The sequence below is a fragment of the Streptomyces sp. NBC_01006 genome, from assembly GCF_045162725.1.
Lineage (GTDB): Bacteria > Actinomycetota > Actinomycetes > Streptomycetales > Streptomycetaceae > Streptomyces.
Window position 1 is genome coordinate 2,743,142 of the sequence record NZ_CP108700.1, and the last position, 23,656, is coordinate 2,766,797.

22 protein-coding genes and 1 other RNA gene are annotated in these 23,656 nt (G+C 73.8%); 11 read left to right on the forward strand and 12 right to left on the reverse strand.

The window, feature by feature from the left end; genetic code table 11:
• Positions 1-13: 13 nt before the first annotated feature.
• Together OG509_RS12425 and OG509_RS12430 are read left to right on the forward strand one after the other, a co-directional pair.
• Complete coding sequence (locus OG509_RS12425) at positions 14-1,459, forward strand: RNB domain-containing ribonuclease (RefSeq protein WP_406182492.1); 1,446 nt, start codon at positions 14-16, stop codon at positions 1,457-1,459.
• Between the two features lie 79 nt (positions 1,460-1,538).
• Positions 1,539-2,474 (forward strand): helix-turn-helix domain-containing protein, encoded by a 936-nt coding sequence (locus OG509_RS12430; RefSeq protein ID WP_406182494.1) that lies wholly within the window; start codon positions 1,539-1,541, stop codon positions 2,472-2,474.
• Positions 2,475-2,582: 108 nt separating this feature from the next.
• Here OG509_RS12430 and OG509_RS12435 read toward each other — a convergent pair whose 3' ends face one another.
• Both OG509_RS12435 and OG509_RS12440 read right to left on the reverse strand, forming a co-directional pair.
• Entirely contained in the window at positions 2,583-3,236 is a 654-nt protein-coding gene (locus tag OG509_RS12435; RefSeq protein WP_406182496.1) for a hypothetical protein, read from the reverse strand.
• Positions 3,233-3,970, reverse strand: coding sequence for a MerR family transcriptional regulator (locus tag OG509_RS12440; protein WP_406182497.1), 738 nt, complete (start codon positions 3,968-3,970; stop codon positions 3,233-3,235). The genes OG509_RS12435 and OG509_RS12440 overlap by 4 nt, the downstream gene beginning before the upstream one ends.
• Positions 3,971-4,047: 77 nt before the next feature.
• Between OG509_RS12440 and rnpB the strand changes: the two genes are divergently transcribed.
• Positions 4,048-4,456: RNase P RNA component class A (gene rnpB / locus OG509_RS12445), an RNA gene on the forward strand.
• A 63-nt stretch (positions 4,457-4,519) separates the two neighbouring features.
• Here the strand turns inward: rnpB and OG509_RS12450 are convergent.
• Genes OG509_RS12450 through OG509_RS12460 form a run of 3 tightly spaced genes read right to left on the reverse strand, consistent with a single transcriptional unit; the run spans position 4,520 to position 7,457 of the window.
• Positions 4,520-5,851 (reverse strand): bifunctional RNase H/acid phosphatase, encoded by a 1,332-nt coding sequence (locus OG509_RS12450; RefSeq protein WP_406182499.1) that lies wholly within the window; start codon positions 5,849-5,851, stop codon positions 4,520-4,522.
• On the reverse strand, positions 5,851-6,594 hold the full coding sequence (locus OG509_RS12455; RefSeq protein ID WP_406187552.1) for a zinc ribbon domain-containing protein: 744 nt from the start codon (positions 6,592-6,594) through the stop codon (positions 5,851-5,853). Before OG509_RS12455 ends, OG509_RS12450 begins: the two co-directional genes overlap by 1 nt.
• Positions 6,591-7,457, reverse strand: a complete 867-nt coding sequence (locus OG509_RS12460) for a Nif3-like dinuclear metal center hexameric protein (RefSeq protein ID WP_406182500.1) — start codon at positions 7,455-7,457, stop codon at positions 6,591-6,593. The genes OG509_RS12455 and OG509_RS12460 overlap by 4 nt, the downstream gene beginning before the upstream one ends.
• Positions 7,458-7,716: 259 nt before the next feature.
• Here OG509_RS12460 and OG509_RS12465 point away from each other — a divergent pair, with 259 nt between their 5' ends.
• Positions 7,717-8,781 (forward strand): hypothetical protein, encoded by a 1,065-nt coding sequence (locus tag OG509_RS12465; RefSeq protein ID WP_406182502.1) that lies wholly within the window; start codon positions 7,717-7,719, stop codon positions 8,779-8,781.
• Positions 8,782-8,816: 35 nt separating this feature from the next.
• Here OG509_RS12465 and OG509_RS12470 read toward each other — a convergent pair whose 3' ends face one another.
• From OG509_RS12470 to OG509_RS12485, 4 genes are all read right to left on the reverse strand, one after another.
• Entirely contained in the window at positions 8,817-10,004 is a 1,188-nt protein-coding gene (locus tag OG509_RS12470) for an ROK family protein (RefSeq protein ID WP_406182504.1), read from the reverse strand.
• 77 nt (positions 10,005-10,081) lie between these two features.
• Positions 10,082-11,023 carry a 3-oxoacyl-ACP reductase gene (locus tag OG509_RS12475; protein WP_387284463.1) on the reverse strand — a complete coding sequence of 314 codons (942 nt, stop codon included), beginning with the start codon at positions 11,021-11,023 and terminating at the stop codon, positions 10,082-10,084.
• 52 nt (positions 11,024-11,075) lie between these two features.
• The gene (locus OG509_RS12480) at positions 11,076-12,155 is read right to left on the reverse strand and encodes a Zn-dependent alcohol dehydrogenase (RefSeq protein ID WP_406182506.1); all 1,080 of its coding nucleotides are present in this window, start codon (positions 12,153-12,155) and stop codon (positions 11,076-11,078) included.
• A 34-nt stretch (positions 12,156-12,189) separates the two neighbouring features.
• Entirely contained in the window at positions 12,190-13,044 is an 855-nt protein-coding gene (locus tag OG509_RS12485) for a MaoC/PaaZ C-terminal domain-containing protein (RefSeq protein WP_266629690.1), read from the reverse strand.
• Between the two features lie 262 nt (positions 13,045-13,306).
• On the opposite strand from OG509_RS12485, the gene OG509_RS12490 reads away from it, so the two are divergent.
• The gene (locus OG509_RS12490) at positions 13,307-13,666 is read left to right on the forward strand and encodes a DNA-binding response regulator (RefSeq protein WP_406187554.1); all 360 of its coding nucleotides are present in this window, start codon (positions 13,307-13,309) and stop codon (positions 13,664-13,666) included.
• Between the two features lie 37 nt (positions 13,667-13,703).
• Here OG509_RS12490 and OG509_RS12495 read toward each other — a convergent pair whose 3' ends face one another.
• Positions 13,704-14,894 carry a lipid-transfer protein gene (locus OG509_RS12495; protein ID WP_406182507.1) on the reverse strand — a complete coding sequence of 397 codons (1,191 nt, stop codon included), beginning with the start codon at positions 14,892-14,894 and terminating at the stop codon, positions 13,704-13,706.
• A gap of 12 nt (positions 14,895-14,906) precedes the next feature.
• Entirely contained in the window at positions 14,907-17,057 is a 2,151-nt protein-coding gene (locus tag OG509_RS12500) for an acyl-CoA dehydrogenase (protein WP_406182509.1), read from the reverse strand.
• A 219-nt stretch (positions 17,058-17,276) separates the two neighbouring features.
• On the opposite strand from OG509_RS12500, the gene OG509_RS12505 reads away from it, so the two are divergent.
• Positions 17,277-18,287 (forward strand): polyprenyl synthetase family protein, encoded by a 1,011-nt coding sequence (locus tag OG509_RS12505; protein WP_406182511.1) that lies wholly within the window; start codon positions 17,277-17,279, stop codon positions 18,285-18,287.
• Positions 18,288-18,293: 6 nt separating this feature from the next.
• On the opposite strand, the gene OG509_RS12510 is transcribed toward OG509_RS12505, so the two are convergent.
• Positions 18,294-19,349 (reverse strand): right-handed parallel beta-helix repeat-containing protein, encoded by a 1,056-nt coding sequence (locus tag OG509_RS12510; protein WP_406182513.1) that lies wholly within the window; start codon positions 19,347-19,349, stop codon positions 18,294-18,296.
• A gap of 263 nt (positions 19,350-19,612) precedes the next feature.
• On the opposite strand from OG509_RS12510, the gene OG509_RS12515 reads away from it, so the two are divergent.
• The 5 genes from OG509_RS12515 to OG509_RS12535 all read left to right on the forward strand — a co-directional run bounded on the left by OG509_RS12515 (position 19,613) and on the right by OG509_RS12535 (position 23,620).
• On the forward strand, positions 19,613-20,260 hold the full coding sequence (locus tag OG509_RS12515) for a class I SAM-dependent methyltransferase (protein WP_387284447.1): 648 nt from the start codon (positions 19,613-19,615) through the stop codon (positions 20,258-20,260).
• A gap of 141 nt (positions 20,261-20,401) precedes the next feature.
• Complete coding sequence (locus OG509_RS12520) at positions 20,402-21,334, forward strand: N-acetylmuramoyl-L-alanine amidase (protein ID WP_406182515.1); 933 nt, start codon at positions 20,402-20,404, stop codon at positions 21,332-21,334.
• A gap of 136 nt (positions 21,335-21,470) precedes the next feature.
• Positions 21,471-22,286, forward strand: coding sequence for a hypothetical protein (locus OG509_RS12525; protein ID WP_406182516.1), 816 nt, complete (start codon positions 21,471-21,473; stop codon positions 22,284-22,286).
• 103 nt (positions 22,287-22,389) lie between these two features.
• Complete coding sequence (locus OG509_RS12530; RefSeq protein ID WP_406182518.1) at positions 22,390-23,403, forward strand: LLM class F420-dependent oxidoreductase; 1,014 nt, start codon at positions 22,390-22,392, stop codon at positions 23,401-23,403.
• An 88-nt stretch (positions 23,404-23,491) separates the two neighbouring features.
• Positions 23,492-23,620 carry a hypothetical protein gene (locus OG509_RS12535; RefSeq protein ID WP_406182520.1) on the forward strand — a complete coding sequence of 43 codons (129 nt, stop codon included), beginning with the start codon at positions 23,492-23,494 and terminating at the stop codon, positions 23,618-23,620.
• The last annotated feature ends 36 nt before the right edge of the window (positions 23,621-23,656 follow it).

The following is a 23,656-nucleotide window of genomic DNA, read 5'->3' on the forward strand; positions in this document are numbered from 1 at the left end:
ATACGCTCGACCCATGCCACGCCGTCATATGCACATGACCGGCGCAGACGGGGCTGCCCTGCGGGCCGCGCTGCGTGAACTGCGCACAGAGCTGGGCGTGCCCGCGGAGTTCCCGGCTCCGGTGCTCGCCGAGGCCGAGCAGGCGGTCCGCGCCCCGCACCTCCCCGACCTCGACGCCACCGACCTCCCCCTGTTCACCATCGACCCGCCCGCCTCCCGCGACCTGGACCAGGCCATGCACCTGGCGAAGCGTGCGAGCGGCGGCGGCTACCGCGTGCACTACGCCATCGCCGACGTCGCCGCCTTCGTCACCCCCGGCGGCGCCCTCGACGCCGAGGCCCACCGCCGCGTCACCACCCTCTACTTCCCCGACGGCCGGATCCCCCTCCATCCGCCCGTCCTCTCCGAGGGCGCGGCCAGCCTGCTGCCCGGCCAGACCTGCCCGGCGCTGCTGTGGCGCTTCGACCTGGACTCCGCCGGACGCGTGGAGACCACCGAGGTCCGCCGCGCCCTGGTCCGCAGCCGGGCCAAGCTGGACTACGACGGCGTCCAGCAGGCCATCGACTCCCGGACCGCCGAAGAGCCCGTCGCCCTCCTCGGGGACATCGGCCGGCTCCGCGAAACCCTGGAGCAGGAGCGCGGCGGGGTCTCGCTGAACGTGCCCGAGCAGGAGATCGTCGCGCAGAACGGCTCGTACTCCCTCGCCTACCGGGCCCCGCTCCCCGCGGACGGCTGGAACGCCCAGATCTCCCTGATGGCCGGCATGGCCGCCGCCGAGCTGATGCTCGCCGCCGGCGCCGGCATCCTGCGCACCCTCCCCAGCGCCCCCGACGGGGCCGTCGGCCGGCTCCGGCGCACCGCCACCGCCCTGCGGATCGACTGGCCGCACCACATGCCGTACGCCGAACTCGTCCGCAGCCTCGACCCGCACCTCCCCGCCCACGCCGCGTTCCTCCAGGAGTGCACGGCCCTGCTGCGCGGCGCGGGCTACACGGTGTTCACCGGCGGCGCGACCCCGGAGCCCCTCCTGCACGCCGCGGTGGCGGCCCCGTACGCGCACTGCACCGCCCCGCTGCGCCGGCTCGTCGACCGGTACACGGGCGAGCTGTGCGTGGCGGCGGTGGCCGGGGTCGAGCCCCCGGCGTGGGCGACGGCCGCGCTGGACGCGCTCCCGCAGCGGATGTCGGACGGGAGCAGGCTGGCCAACACGGCCGAGCGGGAGTGCGTGGACCTCGTCGAGGCGGCCCTGCTGAAGGATCACGTCGGGGAGACCTTCGAGGCGACCGTGATCGACGTCAAGGAGCACGAGCCGCTCGTCGGCACGATCCACCTGGAGGAGCCGGCGGTGGTCGGCCGGGTCGAGTCGCCGTCCGCGCGGCTGCCGCTGGGCGACCGCATCCGGGTCCGGCTGACGGAGGCCGACCCGGGCCGGGCGAAGGTGCTGTTCGCTCCCGCCTGAGCGGACGGGCCCGCGCCGGGTATGGCCCCGGGCGCCCGCCGCCTGTCATCATCTGCGCAGCAGGCGGGGGAGGCCGGCGATGGGTTCCGTCGACATGTCCGTACGGCCGGCCACACCGACAGCAGCACCGCCGGGCGTCCCCGCGGGCGCGAGCCGCCGCAGGCCCGCCGCCGCGCTGCGCCCGCACGTCGTCAACTACACCGGGTTCCGTACGGAGTTCACCGCGCCCCGGCGCAGGCTGGAGCTCCCCACCGGGTACGTGACCCTCGTCTTCCCCTTCGGCGAGGGCCTGTGGGTCTCCCGTGGCGGGGAGGAGCCGTCCGCCCCCCTGCGGCCCGCCGCCGGGGCCCTGATCAGCGGCCCGCGCACCGGCTGGGCGATCGGGGTGCACGCGGGCGCCGTGCACGGACTGGAGGTGAACATGAGCCCGCTCGGCGCCTACCGGCTCTTCGGCATCCCCGTGACGCACTTCGGGGAGGCCCGCGTGGACCCCGCCGACGTGCTCGGGGCCGCCGGCCGGTACCTGGCCGAGCGGCTCCGGGATCTCGACTCCTGGCCCGAGCGCTTCGACCTGCTCGACGCGGTGTTCACCGCCCGCCTGGAGGGGGGGCCGGTCGCCGCGCCCGAGGTCCGCGGGGCCCTGTCCCGGCTGTGGGCCGACAGCGGCTCCCTGGCCCTGGCCGCCGCCGAGACCGGCTGGAGCGCCCGTACGCTGCGCGCCCGCTTCCGCGAACAGGTCGGCCTGTCCCCCAAGGGCATCGCCCGGGTGTTCCGGCTCCAGCACGCCCTGCGGCTGCTCGCGGCCGGGGTGGCCCCGGCCCAGGTCGCGGCGGCCTGCGGCTACCACGACCAGGCCCACTTCGGCCGGGACGTGAAGGCTCTGACCGGGCTGCCGCCCTCCCGCATCGCGGCCCTGCGCGGCGGGCTGCCGCCGGGCTCGGCCCTGGACCGGGTACCGGGCCGGATCACCAGCCTGCTCCTGCCCGACGAAGTCCCCGGTGAACAGCGGCTGTGAACTGCCCGCGCGTGCCGTTTTTGACAAGACACGGCCGCCTGTTCCTTGCCACGCTCGGCGCACGACTCCTCATCCCCCCGGAGAGTCCCGACGCAGTGCGGCAGCCCGTCACGGGGGTGCGGGTTGCCGCAGTGCGGCCACCAGCGTGCGCGGGTCGTCGGCGTGGAAGCGGATGGTGCGGGCCTCGGCCCTGGATCCGAGGGGCCGGGTGAACGGGAGCGGCCGGGTCAGCTCCAGGGTCACCGTGGTCTGGCTGCCCACGATCAGGTCGAGCACTCCGTCCCCGGAGAGCGTGACGAGCCGGCCCTGCGGATAGCGCCGGTCCACCCGGACCGAGGCCACCGCCTCCGGCGGGACGACGAGGTCGAACAGGGCCCCGTACCGGATCCGCAGGGAGCCGTCCCGGCGGACCACGTGCGGCCGGTTCACGCAGGCGGCGTGCATCGCCAGCATCAGCAGCACCCCGTACACGTCGAGGACGAGCAGCACCCGGTGCACGGCCGGCCAGGGGATCAGGACGGACAGCGCGACGGTCTCGACCAGGGCCACGAACACCAGCCCGTACATCATGGCCGTCTGCGGTCCGGTGTACCCGGCGGCGAGCTCGCCCGCGCCCACCCCGTGCGGCGGCCGGCGCAGCGCCCACCTCCCCAGCGAGGCGCACGCGCGCAGCTCGTGCCGCAGCAGCCTCCGTACGGGCACGGGTACGAGGGCCCGCACCGCCTCGCGCGCCGTCTCCCGCGCCGCCCGCTTGCCGCTCATCCCCGGCCCCTCTCCACGAACGCCTCCATGACCCTGCGGACGACCTCCGCCTGCGCCGGGGCGAACTCCGCGAGCAGCGCCTCCTTGAACCCCTCGCCGGCCACCCCGCCGCCGGCCGGGATCGCGTCGAAGATCCCGTCGGGCACGGCCGCCACCATCGCGGCGGCGAGCGGCGCGATGCGCGGGTCGTCCACGGCGGCGTCGACGAGCTCGTCGAGCCGCTCGTACAGGGCGAGGACCGCCGGATCGGCGGCCACCGGGCCGAGCGCCGCGTACAGTTCGGCGCCGCCGGCGCCCACCGCGTCGAGCAGCGTCAGGTGCTCGCGGTCCATCGCGGCGGTCGGCGAGTCCGTCTCGGGCGCCTTGGCGAGCAGCGCGGCGAGGGCGGGCGAGAGCGGCCCGTCCTCCCCGGGCGGCGCGGCCCGCAGCGCGGCGAGCCGCTGCCGCCGCTCCCGGATCGCGGCCTCCTGGCGGGCCAGGTCGGCGTCGAGCTCTTCGAGTACGTCGGCCAGCTCGCGCCCCGCGTCGTCCGCGAGCACGTCCCGGACCTCGTCGAGGCTCAGCCCGAGCTCGGTGAGCCGGCGCACCCGGGCCAGCAGGACGGCGTCGCGCACGCTGTACGCGCGATAGCCGTTGGGTCGCCGCTCCGGCTCCGGGAGCAGCCCGACATGGTGGTAGTGCCGGATGGCCCGGGTGGTGACCCCGACCAGCGCGGCGATCTCTCCGATCCGCATGCCCTCCAGTAGAAACCCTGCCGCTGCGTCAAGGTCAAGCGCGGCGCCCGGCGCGGGTAGCATGGTCACTCGCAGAACAACCGGAGCGGGCGGCCGCGTCGGGATCCCCGGATCCCGCCGAGGAACGTCCGGGCTCCACAGGGCAGGGTGGTGGCTAACGGCCACCCGGGGTGACCCGCGGGACAGTGCCACAGAAAACAGACCGCCGGGGCTTCGGCCCTCGGTAAGGGTGAAACGGTGGTGTAAGAGACCACCAGCGCCTGGGGTGACCCAGGCGGCTAGGTAAACCCCACCCGGAGCAAGGTCAAGAGGGGCCGGCCGTTTTCGGACGGCGGGCCCTGCGCGAACGTTCGAGGGCTGCCCGCCCGAGTTCGCGGGTAGACCGCAGGAGGCCGGCGGCAACGCCGGTCCTAGATGGATGGCCGTCTCCCCGGCGACCGCGAGGTCACCGGGCGACAGAACCCGGCGTACAGCTCCGGTTGTTCTGCACCCGACGAAGCCGAAGGGCCCGTCCCCGTCAGGGGGCGGGCCCTTCGCCGTACGTCGCCGCTACCGCAGGTGGGACGTGTCGTTGAGCAGGCGCACCGAGGCGTTGCCGTCCGCGTAGTAGGCCACCGCCGAGAGGGAGGCCGCGGAGAGCTCCATCTTGAACAGCGCCTCCGGCGGGGCCCCCAGCGCGAGCCGGACCAGGATCTTGACCGGGGTCACGTGCGTGACCAGCAGCACCGTGCGGCCCGCGTGCGCGGCCAGCAGCCGGTCCCGGGTCGCCGAGATGCGGCGGGTGGCGGCCGTGAAGCTCTCGCCACCGCCCGTCGGGGCCGCCTTCGGGGAGTCCAGCCAGGCCTGGAGGTCGTCCGGGAAGCGCTCGCGCACCTCGGCGAAGGTCAGGCCCTCCCAGGCGCCGAAGTCCACCTCGCGCAGGCCCTCCTCGACGGTGACCGTGAGGCCGAGCCGGTCCGCGACGGCCTGCGCGGTCTCCCGGCAGCGGCGCAGCGGGGAGCTGACGATCGTCTGGACGGTGCCGCGCGCGGCCAGGGCCTCGGCCACCGCCGATGCCTGGCGGCGGCCGGCCGGGGACAGCTCCGGGTCGGTGCCGCCGCTGCCGGAGAAGCGCTTCTGCGGGGTGAGGGCCGTCTCCCCGTGGCGCAGCAGGACGAAGGTCGCCGGGGTCCCCATGTCGGGGCCCCAGCCCGGCGTGGCGGACGGGGCCGGGGCCGGGCCCGGCGCCGGGGCGGGGATGTGTCCCGATGCGGTGGGGCCGTGCTCCGCGAACAGGGTGTCGGCCCCTGCCTCCTCGCGCGGCGGTGCGGTGGCCGACGTACCGGAAGCAGTGGCGAGGGCGGCCCGTACGGCCGCGGCCCCCTTCGCGGCATCCCCCGGAGGGCCGGCCGGCGGGGTCGCCAGGGCGCGGGCCGCCGAGGCGTCCAGGGCCGCAGAAGAGGCCGACGGCTCCCACTGCTTGCCGCGCTTGCCCGCGTCCATCGCCTCGTTGGCGAGCCGGTCCGCGTGCTTGTTGCGCTCGCGCGGGATCCACTCGTACGTCACCTGCGCGCGCGGCAGGATCTTCGCCGCCTCCGCCGCGAGGGGCTTCATGTCGGGGTGCTTGATCTTCCAGCGGCCCGACATCTGCTCGACGACCAGCTTGGAGTCCATGCGGACCTGCACCATGGCGTCCGGGGACAGCTCGCGGGCCGCCTTGAGTCCGGCGATCAGGCCCTTGTACTCGGCCACGTTGTTCGTCGCGACGCCGATGTACTCCGCGCGCTCGGCCAGCGTCTCGCCCGTCGCCGGGTCGAGGACGACCGCGCCGTAGCCGGCGGGCCCCGGGTTGCCCCGGGAACCGCCGTCCGCCTCCACGACGAACCGGGCAAGCCTGCGCATCAGATGCCCGAGTCGGCCGTACGGACCAGGATGCGGCCGCAGTTCTCGTGACGCACGACCTGGTCGCGGGCCGCGGCCTTGATCTCGTTGACCTCGGCCATGTCGAGCTCCAGGCGGCAGCCCTCGCAGCGGCGCTGGTACAGGCGGGCGGCGCCGACGCCGCCCTGCTTGACGCGGATCTTCTCGTACAGGGCCATCAGGTCGGCCGGCATCGAGGCGACGATGACCTCACGGTCCTTGGTGATCTTCGCGGCCTCGGCGTCGAGCTCGCCGGTGGCCGCGTCGCGGCGGGCGGTGGCGTCCGTCAGCTTGGCTTCGAGGGCGGCGACCCGCTCGGTCAGCTCGGTGACCCGCTCCTGCGCGCCCTCCAGGCGCTCCATGACCTCCAGGACCACGTCCTCCAGGTCGGCCTGGCGCTTGGCGAGGGAGACGACCTCGCTCTGCAGGTTCGCCAGGTCGCGGGCGGAAATGCCCGCGCCGGAGTCGAGCCGCTGCTGGTCGCGGGCCGCGCGCTGGCGCACCTGGTCGACGTCCTGCTCCGCCTTGGTCTGCTCGCGGGCGGCGTCGCTCGCCTGCGTCTGGGCCGCCACGAGCAGGTCGCGCTGCTGCGTCAGGTCCTTGGTCAGGGACTCGACCTCGGTGTGCTCCGGCAGCGACTTGCGCTTGTGGGCGAGCTGAGACAGCCGGACGTCCAGGGCCTGGACGTCGAGAAGTCGGATCTGGTCGGCGGGCTCGGCGTTCAGTTGGGGGCTCCTGAGATAGAAGAGGGAGGTGAAGGAACGTCGGACGGCGCGTGCACCGTCCACGGGTCGGTGACCGTGCGCGAGACGTGGGTGCGCAGACCCCAGCCGTGGCGCTCGGAGATCGCGTCGAGCTGCGCGGCGGCCTGCTCGCACCAGGGCCACTCGGTGGCCCAGTGCGCGGCGTCGACGAGGGCGAGCCGGCTCTGCTCGCGGGCCTCGGACACGGGGTGGTGGCGCAGGTCGGCGGTGAGGAACACGTCCACGCCGGCGGCCCGGACCTGGTCGAAGAGGCTGTCGCCCGAGCCGCCGCTGACGGCGACGGTACGGACCAGCAGGTCGGGGTCGCCGGCGACGCGGATGCCCTGGGCGGTCCGCGGCAGCCGGGCGGCGGCGCGGGCGGCGAACGCACGCAGGGTCTCGGGGTGGTCCAGCTCGCAGATCCGGCCGAGGCCGCGGCGGCCCTCGGGGTCGCTGGGATCGGGGACCAGCGGGCCGGTGATCCGCAGGTCGAGGGCGCCGGCGAGGGCGTCGGAGACGCCGGGGTCGGCGGTGTCCGCGTTGGTGTGGGCGACGTGCAGCGCGATGTCGTTCTTGATCATCGTGTGCACGACGCGGCCCTTGAAGGTGCCGGCCTCGACGGTGGTGGTGCCTCGCAGGTAGAGGGGGTGGTGGGTGACGACCAGGTCGGCGCCCAGCTTCACGGCCTCGTCGACGATCTCCTGCACGGGGTCGACGGCGAACAGGACGCGGGAGACCTCGGCGTCGGGATCGCCGCACACGGTTCCGACGGCGTCCCACTGCTCGGCCCGCGAGGGGGGCCAGAGGGCGTCCAGCGCGGCGATGACTTCGGAGAGACGGGGCACGGGCCAAGGCTACCGTCCGTACGGGAGCGAGTCCGTCCCCACGGGGTGACGGTCCGACGGGGTGGCGGTCGTACGACGTCCGGGCGGCGTTACGGGGTCGAACCCCGCTCACCCCGAACGCCCCGCCTTCGGACAGCACAATCGGCCGCGCCGGCAGAGGCGAACCGCCGGGCGGCCACCCGTACGTGTGAAGCGCGGATGGTCGTGTTGTTCGGCCCGAAGTGCGAAAACTAGCTTCCTCCCCGGAGGTGACGCACGGATGACTGTCTGTGCCATCGAGATCACGACGACGGCCCCGTTCACCATCGCCGCGGACGGGTCGTACGCGGCCCGGCTGGCCGGGAACGGGGAGGCCCGGTACCCGGAGCGCTGGACCCTGGCCGGGCCCGAGCCGTACGCGGTGCCGCTGCCGCTCGCGCAGCCCGAGGAGGCCGACAGCGAGCTGCTGGCGCTGGCCGACGGCCGGGTGCTGATCCACCGGCGGGTCGCGCAGCGGCACGCCTTCGCGCTGCTGTACCCGACGGGCGGCGCCGCGGCCGGCCCGCGGACCGGGGAGCTCCCGCTGGGCTCGGTGGAGCCCGGGGACGCAGGGGTACGGGTGTCCCTGCTGCCCCCGTCCCCGGACGGGTACGGCGCCTTCGCCCTGGCCGCATCGGCCGCCGGGACCACGGTCTGGCAGGTGGCCGGGGGCCCCTTCGGGCCGGTCGCCCGGATCCCGGGCCGCTGCTCCGGCGGCGTCTGGCTGGACCGGGCGGGCCGGCTGCTGGCGCTGGACCGCGAGCTGGACGGCACCACCAAGGCCGTCGCGGTGGACCTGGGCCGGGGCGGCGAGGTCTCCCCCCTGCTCCAGATCGCGGAGGGCAGCGACGACCGGTTGCTGCTGGCCGACCCCGACAGCGGGCTGCTGCTGATCCGCTCGGACGCCCCGGGCGAACCGCGCCTGGGCTGGGGGGTGCTGGGCAGCTCGCTCCCGGTGCGCTTCCCCGAGTGCCTGCGCGGGGAGGCGGGGACCCCGTTCGCCGTGCAGCCGGGCCAGGCCCTGATGCCGGAGAGCTGCGGGGTCGCGCTGCGGCTGGAGGAGGGTGGGATCGGCCTGTGGCGGCCCGCCGACCGGCACGTGTTCCGGCTCGCCGCGCCCGAAGGCTGGCTCGGCACCGGGCTGTGGAGCCCGCAGGGCCGCCTGCACCTCCCGTACGCGACCCCCGAGACCCCCTGCGGGATCACGGGGCTGACCCTGCCGGTGTCCCCGCCGCCCCCGGTCCGGCTGGACCCGCCGCCGGCGGCCGCGCCCCGGCCCGTACCGCTGCAGCAGGCTCCGCTGTAGCAGCCGCTGCTGCCGTGGCAGGGCCCGCCGCCGGGTCAGCGGCCTTCGAAGGCCAGGTCGCGGGCCGCGTCGAGCGCCGTGGCCACCGCGCCCAGCAGCACGGCGTCCTCCCCCAGGCCGCTCGGCGCCACCTTCGGCCGCAGCGGCGTGAGGGTGCGCAGCGTCTGGCGGACCGTGCGCAGCAGCAGGTCGGCGTTGTGGCCGACTCCGCCGCCGAGCACGACGAGGTCCGGGTCGAGTACGGCGGAGACGGCCGCGACGGTGTGGGCGAGGCGTTCACCCTCCTGCTCGACGGCCCGGGCGGCGGCCGGGTCCCCCGCCCGGGCCGCGTCGAAGACGTCCTTGGCGGTGAGCGGCCCGGTCATCCCGTGGGCGCGGGCCGCCTGGACCACGGCCTCCGCCGAGACGGCGTCCTCCATGCTGTCTGCGGTGTGGGCTTCGGGATCCGGTTCGCCACGGCCCTCCCAGGGCAGGAAGCCGATCTCGCCGGCCCCGCCGTGCGCCCCGGTGAACAGCCGGCCCTCGTTGACGATGCCCATGCCGAGACCGGTCCCGATCATGACGTAGACGAAGAGCCGGCTGTCCGCGCCGACGCCGTACGTGTACTCCCCGAGCGCGGCGAGATTGGCGTCGTTCTGGACGGCGACGGGCAGGCCGAGCCCGTCGCGGATCCGGTCGAAGAGCCCCGGTCGGCCCCAGCCGGGCAGTTGCTGGGCGTACCGGACCCGGCGCTTGTCCTCGTCGTAGACGCCGGGCGTGCCGACGACGGCGTGGGTGACCTTGCGCGGGTCCAGGGCCGAGTCGGCGACGAGCCCGCGGGCGGTGGACACGGCCAGGTCGGCCATGGTGTTCGCGGTGCGGGCCTGGTTGCGGACGTCGCAGCGGGCCACGACGGTGCCGTCGAGGTCGGCCAGCGCCACCCGCAGCCGGCTGCGGCCGATGTCGATCCCGAGGGCGTAGCCGGCCGTCGGATCGGGGGCGTAGAGCACGGCGGTGCGGCCCCGCTCGGGGGCGTGCGTACCGGCCTCCCGGACCAGGCCGGCCTGTTCGAGGGCGGCGAGCGCGCTGGAGACGGTGGGCTTCGACAGCCCCGTCTCCCGCGCGAGCTGCGCCCGCGAGGCCGCCCCGCCGGAGCGCAGCCGCTCCCACAGCAGCCGCTCGTTGGCGCTGCGCTGCCGCTGGGGGTTCCAGGGCTGCTCGGCGCCCTCGTCGCTGCTGGTCATCCGCCCATTCTCGCCCAGCCGGGGCCACGGGGCGGCCCACATCCGCCGGGCCGTCGAAGGGCGGTGGCGACACGCCTCTAGTCGTGCTTGAGGCCAAGGACCTCCGCCGCGGCGAAGGTCTCGCCGGCCGGGCGGGAGTCGTAGTGCGGGGTGAGCAGGCCGTCCAGTTCCTCGTAGGAGAAGGCCTCCTTCGCGGTGTCGAACTTCGCGGCCACCTTCGGGCGTTCCATCACGACGACGATCCCGCCGTGCACGACGAACAGCTGCCCGTTGGCCTTCGCCGAGGCCGGTGAGGCCAGGTAGCCGACCAGCGGGGCGACGTGCTCGGGGGCCAGCGGGTCGAGCTTGCCGTCCTCCGGGAGCTGGAAGCCGGCGAAGACGTCCTCCGTCATACGGGTCCGGGCGCGCGGGCAGATGGCGTTGGCCGTCACCCCGTACTTGGCGAGGGCCAGGGCGGTCGAGGTGGTCAGGCCCACGATGCCGCCCTTGGCCGCCGCGTAGTTCGGCTGGCCGGCCGAGCCGCCGAGGAAGGCCTCGGAGGAGGTGTTGACGATCCGGCCGTAGACCGGTCCGCCCGCCGCCTTCGACCGCTCGCGCCAGTGCACGGAGGCGAAGTGGGTGGTGTTGAAGTGGCCCTTGAGGTGGACCCGGATCACCGAGTCCCACTCCTCCTCCGACATGGAGAAGACCATCCGGTCGCGCAGGATGCCCGCGTTGTTGACCAGGACGTCGAGCTTCCCGAAGCTGGTGACGGCCAGCTCGACCAGCTCGCGCGCCTGCTCGAAGTCGGCCACGTCGCCGAGGTGCGCCACCGCCTGCCCGCCCGCGGCGCGGATCTCCTCGGCCACCTCCTCCGCCGGGGCGGCCGAGGCCTCTCCGGAGCCGTCCCGTCCGCTCTGGCCGAAGTCGTTGACGACCACGCTCGCGCCGAGCCGCGCGAGCTCGATCGCCTCGGCCCTGCCGAGCCCTCGGCCGGCGCCGGTGACGATGGCGGACAGTCCCTCAAGTGGGAGTGACATCTACCGGATTCCTCTCGGAGCTCTTGGATCTGTCGGGATGCTGTCGGAACGCTCAGAGTTCGATGCACGTGCGCAGGGCCACGCCCGTACGCATCTGGTCGAGGGCGTCGTTGATCTCGCCGAGGTGCACCCGGTGCGTGATCAGGCCCGCGAGGTCCACCCGGCCCGCCCGCCACAGCGCGATGGTGCGCTCGTACGAGCGGAGCACGTCACCGCCCCCGTACATCGACGGCAGGATCTTCTTCTCGTCGAAGAACAGCGAGAACATGTTGACCGAGTAGTTGTCGTCGAGCGCGCCCGCGCCGACCACGACGACGGAGCCGCCGCGCCGGGTCATCTCGTACGCGGTGTGCGTGGTGGCGGACTTGCCGACGACCTCGAAGACGTAGTCGAAGCCCTCGCCGGCCGTGATCCGGTTCTTGGCGTCGCCGAAGGCCTCCGGTGCGACCGCCTCGGTGGCGCCGAAGCGCAGCGCCGCCTCGCGCCGGGAGGCCACCGGGTCCACGGCGATGATCTGCGCCGCGCCCTGCACCTTGGCGCCCTGGATGACGGAGATGCCGACGCCGCCGCAGCCGATGACGGCGACGGAGGACCCGGCCTCCACCTTGGCGGTGTTGATGGCGGCGCCGAGGCCCGTGGTCACCCCGCAGCCGATCAGCGCGGCGATGTCGTACGGCAGGTCGTCGGGGATCGGCACGGCGCACGCGGCGGGCACGACCATCTCCTCTGCGAAGGTGCCGGTGCCGGCGAAGCCGAAGATGTCCCCGCCGCCCGTGCGGCGAAAGTTGGGCGTGGCCACGTTCGCGAAGGACTCCAGGCACAGGTGGCCCTGGCCGCGCTTGCAGGCGGGGCAGTGCCCGCACGGCGGCAGCCAGCAGACGAGGACCCGGTCGCCGATGGCGTGGGTCGTGACCCCGTCGCCGACGTCGACGATCTCGCCCGAGCCCTCGTGGCCGGGTATGAAGGGGGCGGGCTGCGGCAGCACGCCGCTCATCGCGGAGAGGTCCGAGTGGCACAGGCCGGTGGCCTTGATGCGGATCTTGACCTTGCCGGGGCCGAAGCCCGCGGTCTCCATGTCGTCGACGACTTCGAGCTTGTCCTGGCCTATCTCGCTCTGCAGTGCTGCGCGCACGGTGCGGCTCCTTGTGTGTCGCGAAGGTCGGGCGTTACGCGTGTTCGACGACGGTGTCGGCGAGGACCGGCGCGTCGTCCCGTTCGACGGCGGTCACCGAGACCCGGACCTGCCCGGGCTCCTCCCACATCCGGATCCGCAGGGTCTCGCCCGGGAAGACGATCCCGGCGAACCGCGTGCGGTAGGCGCGCACCCGCGAGACGTCCCCGCCCAGCGCCGTGTCGACGACGGCCTTGAGCGTCATCCCGTACGAGCACAGGCCGTGGAGGATCGGCCGGTCGAAGCCGGCCGTCTTGGCGAACTCGGGGTCCGCGTGCAGGGGGTTCCAGTCGCCGGACAGCCGGTACAGGAGCGCCTGCTCCTCGCGGATGTGCCGCTCCTCGACCCGGTCGGGCGCCCGCTCGGGCAGCTCGGACGTGACGGAGGGGCCGCGCTCTCCGCCGAAGCCGCCCTCACCGCGTACGAAGATCTGCGCGTCGCTGGTCCAGAGCGGCCCGTCGGCGTCCGCGACCTCGGTGCGCAGCACGATCACGGCGGCCTTGCCCTTGTCGTAGAGGGCGGCGACCTTGGCGGAGGAGGTGGCGCTGCCCTTGACCGGGATGGGCCGGTGCAGCTCGATGGACTGGCCGCCGTGCAGGACGTCGGCGAGGTTGACCTCGATCCCGGGGGCGGCGAGGCCGCCCAACATGGCCATGCCGGCCCCGGCGACGGTCGCGAAGCTGGGGAGTACGTGGAGCTTGGACTCCAGGGTGTAGCGCAGTTCGTCGGGGTCGGTGGCGGGGCGGCCGGCGCCGAGGCCGAGGTGGTAGAGCTGGATGTCCTTGTGGTCCCAGGCGATGTTCCCCTGGCGGGGGTCCGCGGCGAGGGCCCTGGCGGCATCGATCGGCATTGAGGATGCTGCTCCTTGTTCGGTTCTTCGGTTCCCATTGCGTGGAAGACCTCGGTGCGGCCGTCCGCACCGTCGGCCGCACCGAGGTCGTTTGCGGGACCGGTTCGGTTCTAGAACGCGTTCTAGGATCGAGCGGTGAGGAATGTATAACGCACGCCCCAGCAGTTGGGAAGACTCCTGACTCCACGTCAGGATGAGCTTGGCCGAGGCGTGTTGCCGGGTCCGTACAGGGCGGTCGCCCTAGTCTGGCCGCGTGGACGAGATGCCGGTGAACCACCGCCCCGCCAGGTCGCTGCGGGTGCTGCTGTTCCCGCCGGACCCGGCGCTGGCGCTGCGGCTGGGGCTGCAGCCGGACATCGAGGTGGTGGCCTCGGCGCTGGCGCGGCCGGCCGTGGCCCTGGTGGAGGAGCTCGCGTCGGTGACGGCCCTGCTGGCGGAGGACCCGGAGTGCCGGGTACTGGTGCTGACCGGTTCGGCGCATCCGGGACTGCGGGACGCGGCGCTGGCGGCGGGCGCGGCGGGCCTGGTCCTGCGCGACGGCCCCGTGGAGGACCTGGCGGAATCCATCCGCGCCGCCTCCCGCGGCGAAACGGTCGTCGACCCGTCCCTGTCGGACCCGTAGCCGCACCCGGCCGCCACCCCGTGGCCCCGCCCGGCCGCTATTTCCGCAGCAGGGTCACCACCGCCGCTCCGCCCAGGCCTATGTTGTGGGCCAGGCCGACCCGGGCCCGCGGGACCTGGCGGGGGCCGGCCTGGCCCCGTAGCTGCCAGACCAGTTCCGCCGCCTGCGCCAGCCCCGTCGCTCCCAGCGGGTGGCCCTTCGAGATCAGGCCCCCGGAGGGGTTCACCACCCACCGCCCGCCGTATGTGGTCGCACCCGACTCCACCAGCTTCCCGGCGGCGCCCTCCCCGCACATGCCCAGCGCCTCGTACGTCAGCAGCTCGTTGATCGAGAAGCAGTCGTGCAGCTCGATCACGTCCACGTCCTCGATCCCGAGCCCGGAGGCCGAGAACACCTGGCGCCCGGCCGCCTCCGTCATCGGCTTGCCGACCACGTCGATGCACGAGCCGGAGGCGAACGAGGACTCCGTGTCCGTCGTCATCGCCTGCGCGACGATCTCCACCGCCTTGTCGTGCAGCCCGTGCCGCACGACGAACCGCTCGGACACCACCACCGCGGCCGCCGCCCCGTCCGAGGTCGGCGAGCACTGGAGCTTCGTCAGCGGCGCGTGGATCGGCTTGGCCCCCAGGATCTCGTCCAGCGTGTACACGTCCTGGAACTGCGCGTTCGGGTTGTTCGCCGAGTGCCGGTGGTTCTTCGCCCCGACCGCCGCCAGCTGCGCGGCCGTGGTCCCGTACCGCTCCATGTGCTCGCGGGCCGCGTTCCCGAAGATCTGCGCGGTCGGCGGGGACATCTCGAAGCCGTGCCCGGCGGCCATGATCCCGTAGTGCCGGGCGACCGGAGAGGTCTTGAAGTCGGAGCCCGCGTCGGCGCCGCCGCCCAGCGCCCCCTTCTTCATCTTCTCGAAGCCCAGCGCCAGCACGCAGTCGCTGATCCCGCCCTCCACGAACTGCCGCGCCATCATCAGCGCCGTCGACCCCGTCGCGCAGTTGTTGTTCACGTTGTAGACCGGGACCCCGGTCAGCCCCAGTTCGTACGCGGCCCGCTGGCCGGCCGTGGAGGCCTGGAAGCAGTACCCCACCGGCACCTGTTCCACCTGGTCGTACGCGATCCCCGCGTCCGCCAGGGCCGCCGTCCCCGCCTCATTCGCCATGTCCCAGTACTGCCAGTCCCGCGACTCCGGCTTCTCGAACTTCGTCATGCCGACGCCCACGATGTACGACTTCATCACTGATGCCCTTCAGTCCCTGGGAAGGCCGAGAATCCGCTCGGCGACGACGTTGAGCTGGACCTGCGTGGTGCCCCCGGCGATGGTCAGGCAGCGGGACATGAGCATCCCGTGCACCGCCCGCTCCCCCGCCCCCTCCCGCACCGCGCCCGCCGGGCCCAGCAGTTCGAGCGCGAGCTCGGCGGTCCGCTGCTGGTGCGGGGTCTGGACGAGCTTGCGCACGGAGGCACCGGCGCCCGGCTCCAGCCCCGACACCTGCTGGAGCGTGGTGCGCAGTCCGATGCAGGCCAGGGCGTGCGCCTCGGCGGTGAGCGCCCCGATCCGCGCCCGGTACGCGCCGTCGAGCTCGGTGGAGCGTGCGATCAGCGCTTCGAGCCCGGTGTCGAAGGTCATCTGGTCGGCCATGTGGACCCGCTCGTTGCCGAGCGTGTTGCGGGCGACCTTCCAGCCGTCGTCGGGCGCGCCGACGAGGGCGTCCGCGGGCAGCATGACGTCGTCGAACCAGACCTCGTTGAACAGGGCCTCGCCGGTGATCTCCCTGAGCGGGCGCACGTCGATGCCCGGGGTGCCCCGCATGTCGACCACGAAGTAGCCGAGCCCCGTGTGCTTGGGGGCGGCCGGGTCGGTCCGGGCCAGCAGGATCCCGAAGTCGGCGCTGTGCGCGGAACTCGTCCAGACCTTCTGTCCGTTGACCTTCCAGGAGCCGTCCGCCGCGCGCTCCGCCCTGGTCCGCAGCGAGGCCAGGTCCGAGCCCGCCCCCGGCTCGGAGAAGAGCTGGCACCAGGTGACGTCCCCGCGCAGGGTCGCCCGTACGTACGTCTCCCGCTGCGCCTCGGTCCCGTACGCGAGCAGCGAGGGCACGACCCAGGTGGCGATCCCGAGGTCGGCGACCTTGACCCCGGCCGCCGCCAGTTCCTGCTGGACGACGAGCTGTTCGACGGGGCCGGCGCCGAGCCCGTACGGGGGCGGCAGGTAGGGCGCCGCGTACCCGGTGGGCGCCAGGATCCGGCGGGCGGCGGCCGGGTCGAGGCCGCGCGCGTCCTCGATGGCGGTACGGGCCTTCGCGCGATGGGTCTCCGCCCCGGCCGGCAGCTCCAGGCGCAGCTCCCGCCGCGCGCCGCCGGCCGCGAGCCGCACCGCCCGTACGCGGTGCCCGTCCCCGGCGCCGAGCAGCTGCCGGGCGACGATCGCCCGGCGCAGGTGGATGTGGGCGTCGTGCTCCCAGGTGAAGCCGATCCCGCCGAGGATCTGGATGCAGTCCTTGGCGCAGGAGTAGGCGGCGTCGAGGGCGCTCCCGGCGGCGAGCGCGGCCACGAGCGAGCGCACCTCCGGCTGCTCGTCCGCCGCCTGGGCGGCGTCCCAGGCCAGGGCCCTGGCCTGTTCGAGGCGTACCAGCATGTCGGCGCACAGGTGCTTGATCCCCTGGAACTGCCCGATGGGGCGGCCGAACTGCTCGCGGACCTTGGCGTACTCGGCGGCGGTGTGCAGCGCCCAGGCGGCGGTGCCGCAGGCGTCGGCGGCGAACAGCGCGCAGGCCAGGTCCCGGACGAGGGCCGCGTCGAGGTCGAGGAGGCGGCCGGGTGCCACGGTGACCCCGCGGGCCCGCACCTCGGCGGTGGGCCGGGTCGGGTCGGCGCTGTCGTGCGTACGGATGTCCAGCGCGGCGGCGTCCACGGCGAACCAGCACGTGCCGTGCGCGGCTTCGGCGGCGAGCAGGACGAGGTCGGCCTCACCGGCGCCGAGCACCGGGGGCGCGAGCCCGTCGAGCAGGTGCCCGCCGCCCTCGACGGCGACGGCGGTCAGGCTTCCGGGGCCGAGGGCGACGGCTGCGACGCGGGTGCCGTCGGCCAGGGCCGCGGTGAGCTCCTGCGCGCCGGCGCGGTCCAGCAGTACGGAGGCCAGCGCGCTGGGCAGGTAGGGCCCCGGCAGCGCCGCCCGGGCGGCCTCCTCGACGGCGACGGCGAGGTCGAGCAGGGTGCCGCCCTCCAGGTGCGGTGCGAGGAGCCCGGCGGCGGCGAGCCCGTCCCAGTACGCGGGCCGTACGCCGGTCCGCGGCGGGGTCTCCAGCAGTTTGCGCACTTCCTCGGGTGGCACCGCGCGCGCCGCCCAGCCGCGCACGGCCTCGGCCAACTCCCGCTGTTCCTGCGTGATTCCGATGCCCATACGGATCCCTGCCGCCTCTCCGACGCCCCGGCCGGCGCCGGGCGGTCCCCCTGATCGCGGGTCAGAGTAGAACACGTTCCATTCTGACGGAAGGTCAGATGCGTGGCGGAGGAAGGGCCTCGCGGAACCGGCCATGTCCGGAAATCGCTCTAGATCCCTCCACGCCAAATGACCGAATCTGGGGCGTTGACGCCGACCCCAATTCATTTCAGGAAGGAAATGGTCGTGAATTGCATCACCTATGTGGACCTGCACCGGAGCGTCGCCCCGGACATCCAGGCGGAATTGGAGGCGGCCGTCTCCAGCCTCACCCCCGCCTCGGGCAGCGGCGCCGCCAGGAACGCCGTGGGCAAACTCCTCAGGCATCAAAAAATGCGGCATCCCCTCTCGGTGCTCCCGATGATGGTGCACGCCATCGAGACGGGAAATCCCGGACCGGCCGCCCCGCTGGCCGCCGTGCACGTGCTCTGGTGGACCTCGGCCTGCTACCTCGACGACCTCGCCGACGGGCACGGCACGACCGCGTCCGACAGCATGAGCCAGGACGAGGCACTGCTGGCCTCGGTACTCAGCGGCACGGTGCTGCCGATCCGGATCATCCGGTCGCTCCCGGTGCCGCCCGCGGTCCAGGTCGCCCTGACGGCCGAGGTGGCGACGGGCTGGGCGGTGGGCACCGAGGGCCAGCTGACCGATATCGGCGCCGACGCCGACCGCGCCACCCGTAACTCGGTGATCGAGACCTACCGCGGGAAATCCGGCGGACCCTACTCGATGGTCACGGCGATGGCGGCGATATTGTCGGGCGCGAGTGACGAAAGAGTCGAACTGTGGCGGGAGTTCGGATACATATTCGGCATCCTGTGGCAGTTGTTCAACGATCAGGAAGACATCCTGACCGGCCGCAATGAAGACCTCCGCAACGGGACGGTCACCTATCTGCTCACGTGCGCCCTCGACGACGCACCCACACCGGGGGCCCGGGAGGACATCCTGGGCCGCAGCGCGGCCGCGCGTGACTGCGGGCGGGCGCGCGCGGAGCTCGGCCGCATCCTCCTCGCCCCGGACCTGCTCGACCGGTACGCCGCGGACCTCGACGCCTTCCGTACCGAGGCCCACCGCCTGCTCACCGCGCTCGGCGGTGACGAGCGCCACCTGCCGGTCATGCGGCACCTCGTGGACCACGCGGCGCGGATGCTCCTGCGGGCACGCCTCGTCCCGGCCGCCGTCTAGGGGGTGTCAGTCGGCGCAGCCGGCGAACACGCCGGGGGCGCAGTTGGTCGGGTAGTTGTCCGCCACGGTGGTGGCGGTCAGCGAGACGGTGCTCGCGTCGTTGAAGATGCCGCCCGGCGCCCCGCCGGCGTAGTTGTTGGTCACCGAGCTGTTGCGGAGGACGAGGGAGGCGCCGGAGATGTTGGAGATACCGCCGCCCGACGCCCCGGTCTCGACGGCCCGGTTGGCGAAGACCGTGGTCCGCTCCAGGGTCAGGGTCGACCGGCGGTTGAGGATGCCGCCGCCCCCGTCGTTGTCCTCGGCCGTGTCGTTGCCCTGGACGAGGGTGCCCGTGACGGTCCCCGTCAGCATGAAGGCGCTGATGCCGCCGCCGTCGAGCCTGGCGGCGTTGTCGGTCACCCGGCTGCCGGTGAGGGTCAGACTGCCGCGCGCCTCCAGCCCGCCGCCGGTGTCCTTGGCCGTGTTGCCGGTGATGGTGGTGTTCGAGATGTTCACGGTGCCGGAGCTGTAGACGCCACCGCCGTTGTTCGTGGAGATGTTGTGGCTCACGGTGCTGTTGCGGAGGTTGAGCGTGCCGGAGCTGATGACGCCGCCGCCGGCTCCGGAGAGCGCCGAGACGTTCGCGGTCACCGTGACCGAATCGAGGGTGAGCACGCCCTGGTTGGCGATCCCCCCGCCGCCCGCGCCTCCGCTCTCCGACCGGCCGCCGCGGATCGTCAGGTTGTTCAGGGTGAGCCTGCCGTTCGGGGCGGTGACCTCGAAGATCCGGAACCCGGTCGCCGACCGGCGGCGGATGGTGCTGCCGTTGCCCACGACGGTGATGTCGCCGGTCACCTGCGGCAGGCCGTTGCCGGGGTTGTCGGGGGCCGTGAGGGTGTACGTGCAGCCGGGCGCGAGGAAGAGGTGCGCGGGCCCCGCGACGGTGTTGGCCGTGGTGATGGCGCTCGCGAGCGCGGCCGCGGTGCACGGCACGAACTGCTGCGCGCGGGCCTCGGCGGCGGGCAGGGCGACCACGGTCGCGAGGGCGGCCGTGGTGGCGGCGAAGACTCCGAGTCTGAACATGGCGGCCAAAGTACGCACATCGGATAAGCGGACTACGGCGCGGAAAAGGGGCGCGCCGGAAGCGGTCCCCCTGGGGAGGGAGCCGCGCCCGCCAGTCGGACGGGCCGCGCGGAGGCGTCCACCCCGGCCGGCGTGACGCCCGGCACCCCGGCACCCCGGCACCCCGGCACCCCGACCCACCGGCACCCCGACCCACCGGTAACACCGCCGGCGGCGTACGGCACGATGGACCGCCACACCCGCGTACCCGCCGGAGGAACCCCATGGCCCCCGCCACCCCCAAGCCGGAGACCCTCGCCGCCTTCGAGGCCGCCAAGGGGTTCATGCCCGTACGCGAGGGCCTCGCCCTGTACGAGGCCGCCGCCGCGGCGGCGGCGCTCGGGCTGCCGCTGCTGGAGGTCGGCACGTACTGCGGGCGTTCCACGATCCTGCTGGCCGACGCCGCCCGCGAGGCCGGAGTGGCCGCGATCACGGTCGACCACCACCGGGGCAGCGAGGAGCAGCAGCCGGGCTGGGAGTACCACGACCCGACCGTCGTGGACCCGGAGGTCGGGCTGATGGACACCCTCCCGACCTTCCGCCGCACCCTCCACAAGGCGGGTCTCGAAGACCACGTCATCGCGATCGTGGGCCGCTCCCCGCAGGTCGCGGCGGCCTGGGGCGGCAAGCTGGGCTTCGTCTTCATCGACGGCGGCCACACCGACGAGCACGCCGCCGGCGACTACGAGGGCTGGGCCCCGCACGTCGCCGAGGGCGGGACGCTCGCCATCCACGACGTGTTCCCCGACCCGGCCGACGGCGGCCAGGCCCCGTACCGGATCTACCTCCGCGCCCTGGCCTCCGGCGCCTTCGAGGAGGTCTCGGTCACCGACTCCCTGCGCATCCTGCGCCGCACCGCCCCGGGCGTCTGAGGACTCCCACCCGGCGGTCACATCCGGCGGTCACATCCGGCGGTCACACCGGCGGACGCACGTATAAGCAGATAAGCGCACCACGCCCCCATATGGCCCACGGTCCGCGCCGACGGCGGGCCGCCGGTCTAGCATCGCGGCGTGCGCTACGACGACAGTCCCCCATCCCCCGAGTCCGCCTCCTCGGTCAGCCCGGAGCGGCGGTGGTTCGCGCGCCGCTCCGGCCTCGCCGTCGGGGCCGCCGTACTCGCCCCGACCCTCCTGGCGGGGTGGGTCCTCGTCCAGGTGACCACCGGGGCGGGGGCGGACGACGCCCGCCCGCCCCGGATCGTGATGCCGGCCGCCTCCCCCACCGTCACCCCGACCCCGAGCGCGAGCGCGAGCGCCCCGCAGGCCAAGGGCCCGCTCGCCGGCAAGACCGTGGTCATCGACCCCGGCCACAACACCGGCAACTTCGAGCACACCTCCGAGATCGACAAGAAGGTCGACATCGGCACCGCCCGCAAGGAGTGCGACACCACCGGCACCACCACCAACGCCGGTTACAAGGAAGCCGAGTTCACCCTCGACGTGTCCCGCCGGCTGCGCACCGTCCTGGAGGCCAAGGGCCTCAAGGTGGCCCTCACCCACGAGACGGACCGCGCCTGGGGTCCGTGCATCAACGAGCGCGCCCGCATCGGCAACGAGGCCGCCGCCGACGCCGTGGTCTCGGTCCACGCGGACGGGGTCTCCGAGGGCAGCCGCGGCTACCACGTCATCCTCCCGGCCAAGGTCAAGGGCGGCGCCGCCGACACCGCCAAGATCGTCGGCCCCTCTCGGGACCTCGGCGAGCGGATCGGCTCGAACTTCGCCCGGACCACCGGCTCCGCCCCCGCCAACTACCTCGGCAGCGGAACCGGATTGGTCGTCCGCGACGATCTCGGCGGACTCAATCTCTCGACACAGCCCAAGGTGTTCATCGAATGCGGCAACATGCGTGACGCCAAGGACGCGGCGCTGCTGACGAGTCCGGAGTGGCGGCAGAAGGCCGCCCAGGGCATCGCGGACGGCATCGTCGGCTTCTTGGGCGGGTAGTCCCCCGGGGACAGCCTGCCGCCCCGATCCTCTCGGTTGCCGGGAACCTCCGTACCATGGTCCCGCCCGCCCCGCTCCTGCACGTGCGCGACCGCGGCACCACGAGACGACCGAGACCGAGAAGGACACCTAACACGTGAACATCCGCTCCCTCACTCGAGGCGACGGCGTGGTGATCGGAGCAGCGGCGCTGCTGTTCATCGCCTCGTTCCTCGACTTCTACTCCGCGACCGGCCTCGACCTGCCGAGCGTGTGGGACACCGACGTCTACCGTCTGGCGCTTCCCTCGATCTTCCTGCTCGGCTTCATCGCGGCCGGTCTGCTCATCGCGGCCCGCTTCCAGCCGGAGACCCGCAAGCTCGCGGGCCTGCCGCCGGCCGCGTGGGGGACGGTGCTCGCGGTCGCGGCCGCCTGGTCCTCCCTCTGGTCCCTGATCACCAGCCCGAGCGGCGCCGACCTCGGCGCCGGCTGCATCATCGCCTTCCTCGCCACCCTCGCGCTGGCCGGCGTCGCCGTCGCGGGCGCGAAGATCCCCGCGCTCGCCGGCGGGCTGGTGCCCGAGCCCAAGCCGGTCGCCCCCGCGCCGTACGGGGCCCAGCCCCAGCCCGGCACCGGGTACGGCTACCCGGGCGCCCAGCAGGGCCAGCCGTACGGGTCCACCCCGCAGCCGGTCCCGCCGTACGGCGGTACCCCCAACCCGACCCCGGCCCCGGCTCCGGGTCCGCAGGACTCGGCGCCCGCCCCGGCGGCGGACTTCACCCCGTTCTGGTTCGCGGTCCCGGTGGCCCGCCCCCTCTTCCCCGAGGACGGCTCCCCCACCCCGATCGCCGAGCTCGCGCCGGGCACCTGGTACCTGGCCGTGGACCAGCGCGGCCCGGCCACGCTGATCGCCCAGACCCAGGACGGCCGCCGCGGCGTGCTGAACGACACCTCGGGCATCCAGCGCGGCTGACGCGCCCCGTCCGTACCGCCGACGGCCCTCCGCCCTTCCGGGCGGGGGGCCGTTGCCCTACAGTCACCTGACGCATCGTCAGATATGGCTGGAGGGGACGTACATGCGCCTCGGACTCGCACTCGGCTACTGGGGCCGCGGCCCCGACCGGACCCACCTCGACCTCGCCACCGAGGCCGAGGACCTCGGCTACGACTCGGTGTGGACCGCCGAAGCCTGGGGCTCGGACGCCTTCACCCCGCTCACCTGGATCGCCGCGCACACCTCGCGGATCCGCCTCGGCACCGCCATCGCCCAGATGGCCGCCCGCACCCCCACCGCCACCGCCATGCACGCCCTCACCCTGGACCACCTCTCCGGCGGCCGGATGATGCTCGGCCTGGGACTGTCCGGCCCCCAGGTGGTCGAGGGCTGGTACGGGCGCCCCTTCCCCGCGAGCCCCCTCACCGCCACCCGCGAGTACGTGGACGTCGTCCGCCAGGTGCTGCGCCGCGAGGGGCCCGTCGCGCTCGACGGCCGCTTCCACCAGCACCCGTACCGCGGGCAGGACGGCACCGGCATCGGCAAACCACTCAAGCCCATCACCCACCCGCTGCGCGCGGACCTGCCGCTCCTGCTGGGCGCCGAGGGCCCGAAGAACATCGCCCAGACCACCCGCATCGCGGACGGCTGGCTCCCCCTCTACTGGTCGCCGACCCGCACCGACGTCTACCGGGCCTCGCTGACCGACCTCCCCGAGGGGTTCATGATCGCCCCGATGGCCCGGGCGAAGGTCTGCGACGACGTCGCCGAGGGGCTGCTGCCGGTCAAGGCGATGCTCGGCTTCTACATCGGCGGGATGGGCCACGCGGCCCGCAACTTCCACGCGGACCTGATGGCGCGGATGGGCTACGAGGAGGAGGCCCGCCGCATCCAGGAGCTGTTCCTCGCCGGGCGCAGGCAGGAGGCGGTCCTCGCCGTCCCGGACGCGTTCGCCGACGAGATCTCGCTGATCGGACCGCGCGAGCGGATCGCCGAACGCCTCGACCTGTGGCGCAAGGGCCCGGTCACCGACCTCCTCCTGACCGCCCCGGACCCGCACACCCTCCGCGTCCTGGCGGAGCTCAACAGCCATTGATTGCGATGCGGAAATCAGATGTGACAGGGACTGACCGAAAGTAGACGGTGATCGCCGCCGCTCGTTCTCCGCTTGAAGGAACTCCCTGTTGCGTCCCACTCGTACGACCGTCCTGCTGGACGCGGGCCTGGTCACCCTTCTCGGGGTTCCGGCCGCCGCCGCGGGCGGCAGCACCCACGTGATCACCGACCTCCTCGGCTACTTCACCGAGGGCTGATCACACACACCGAGCACGTCAGGAGCCCCGACCACC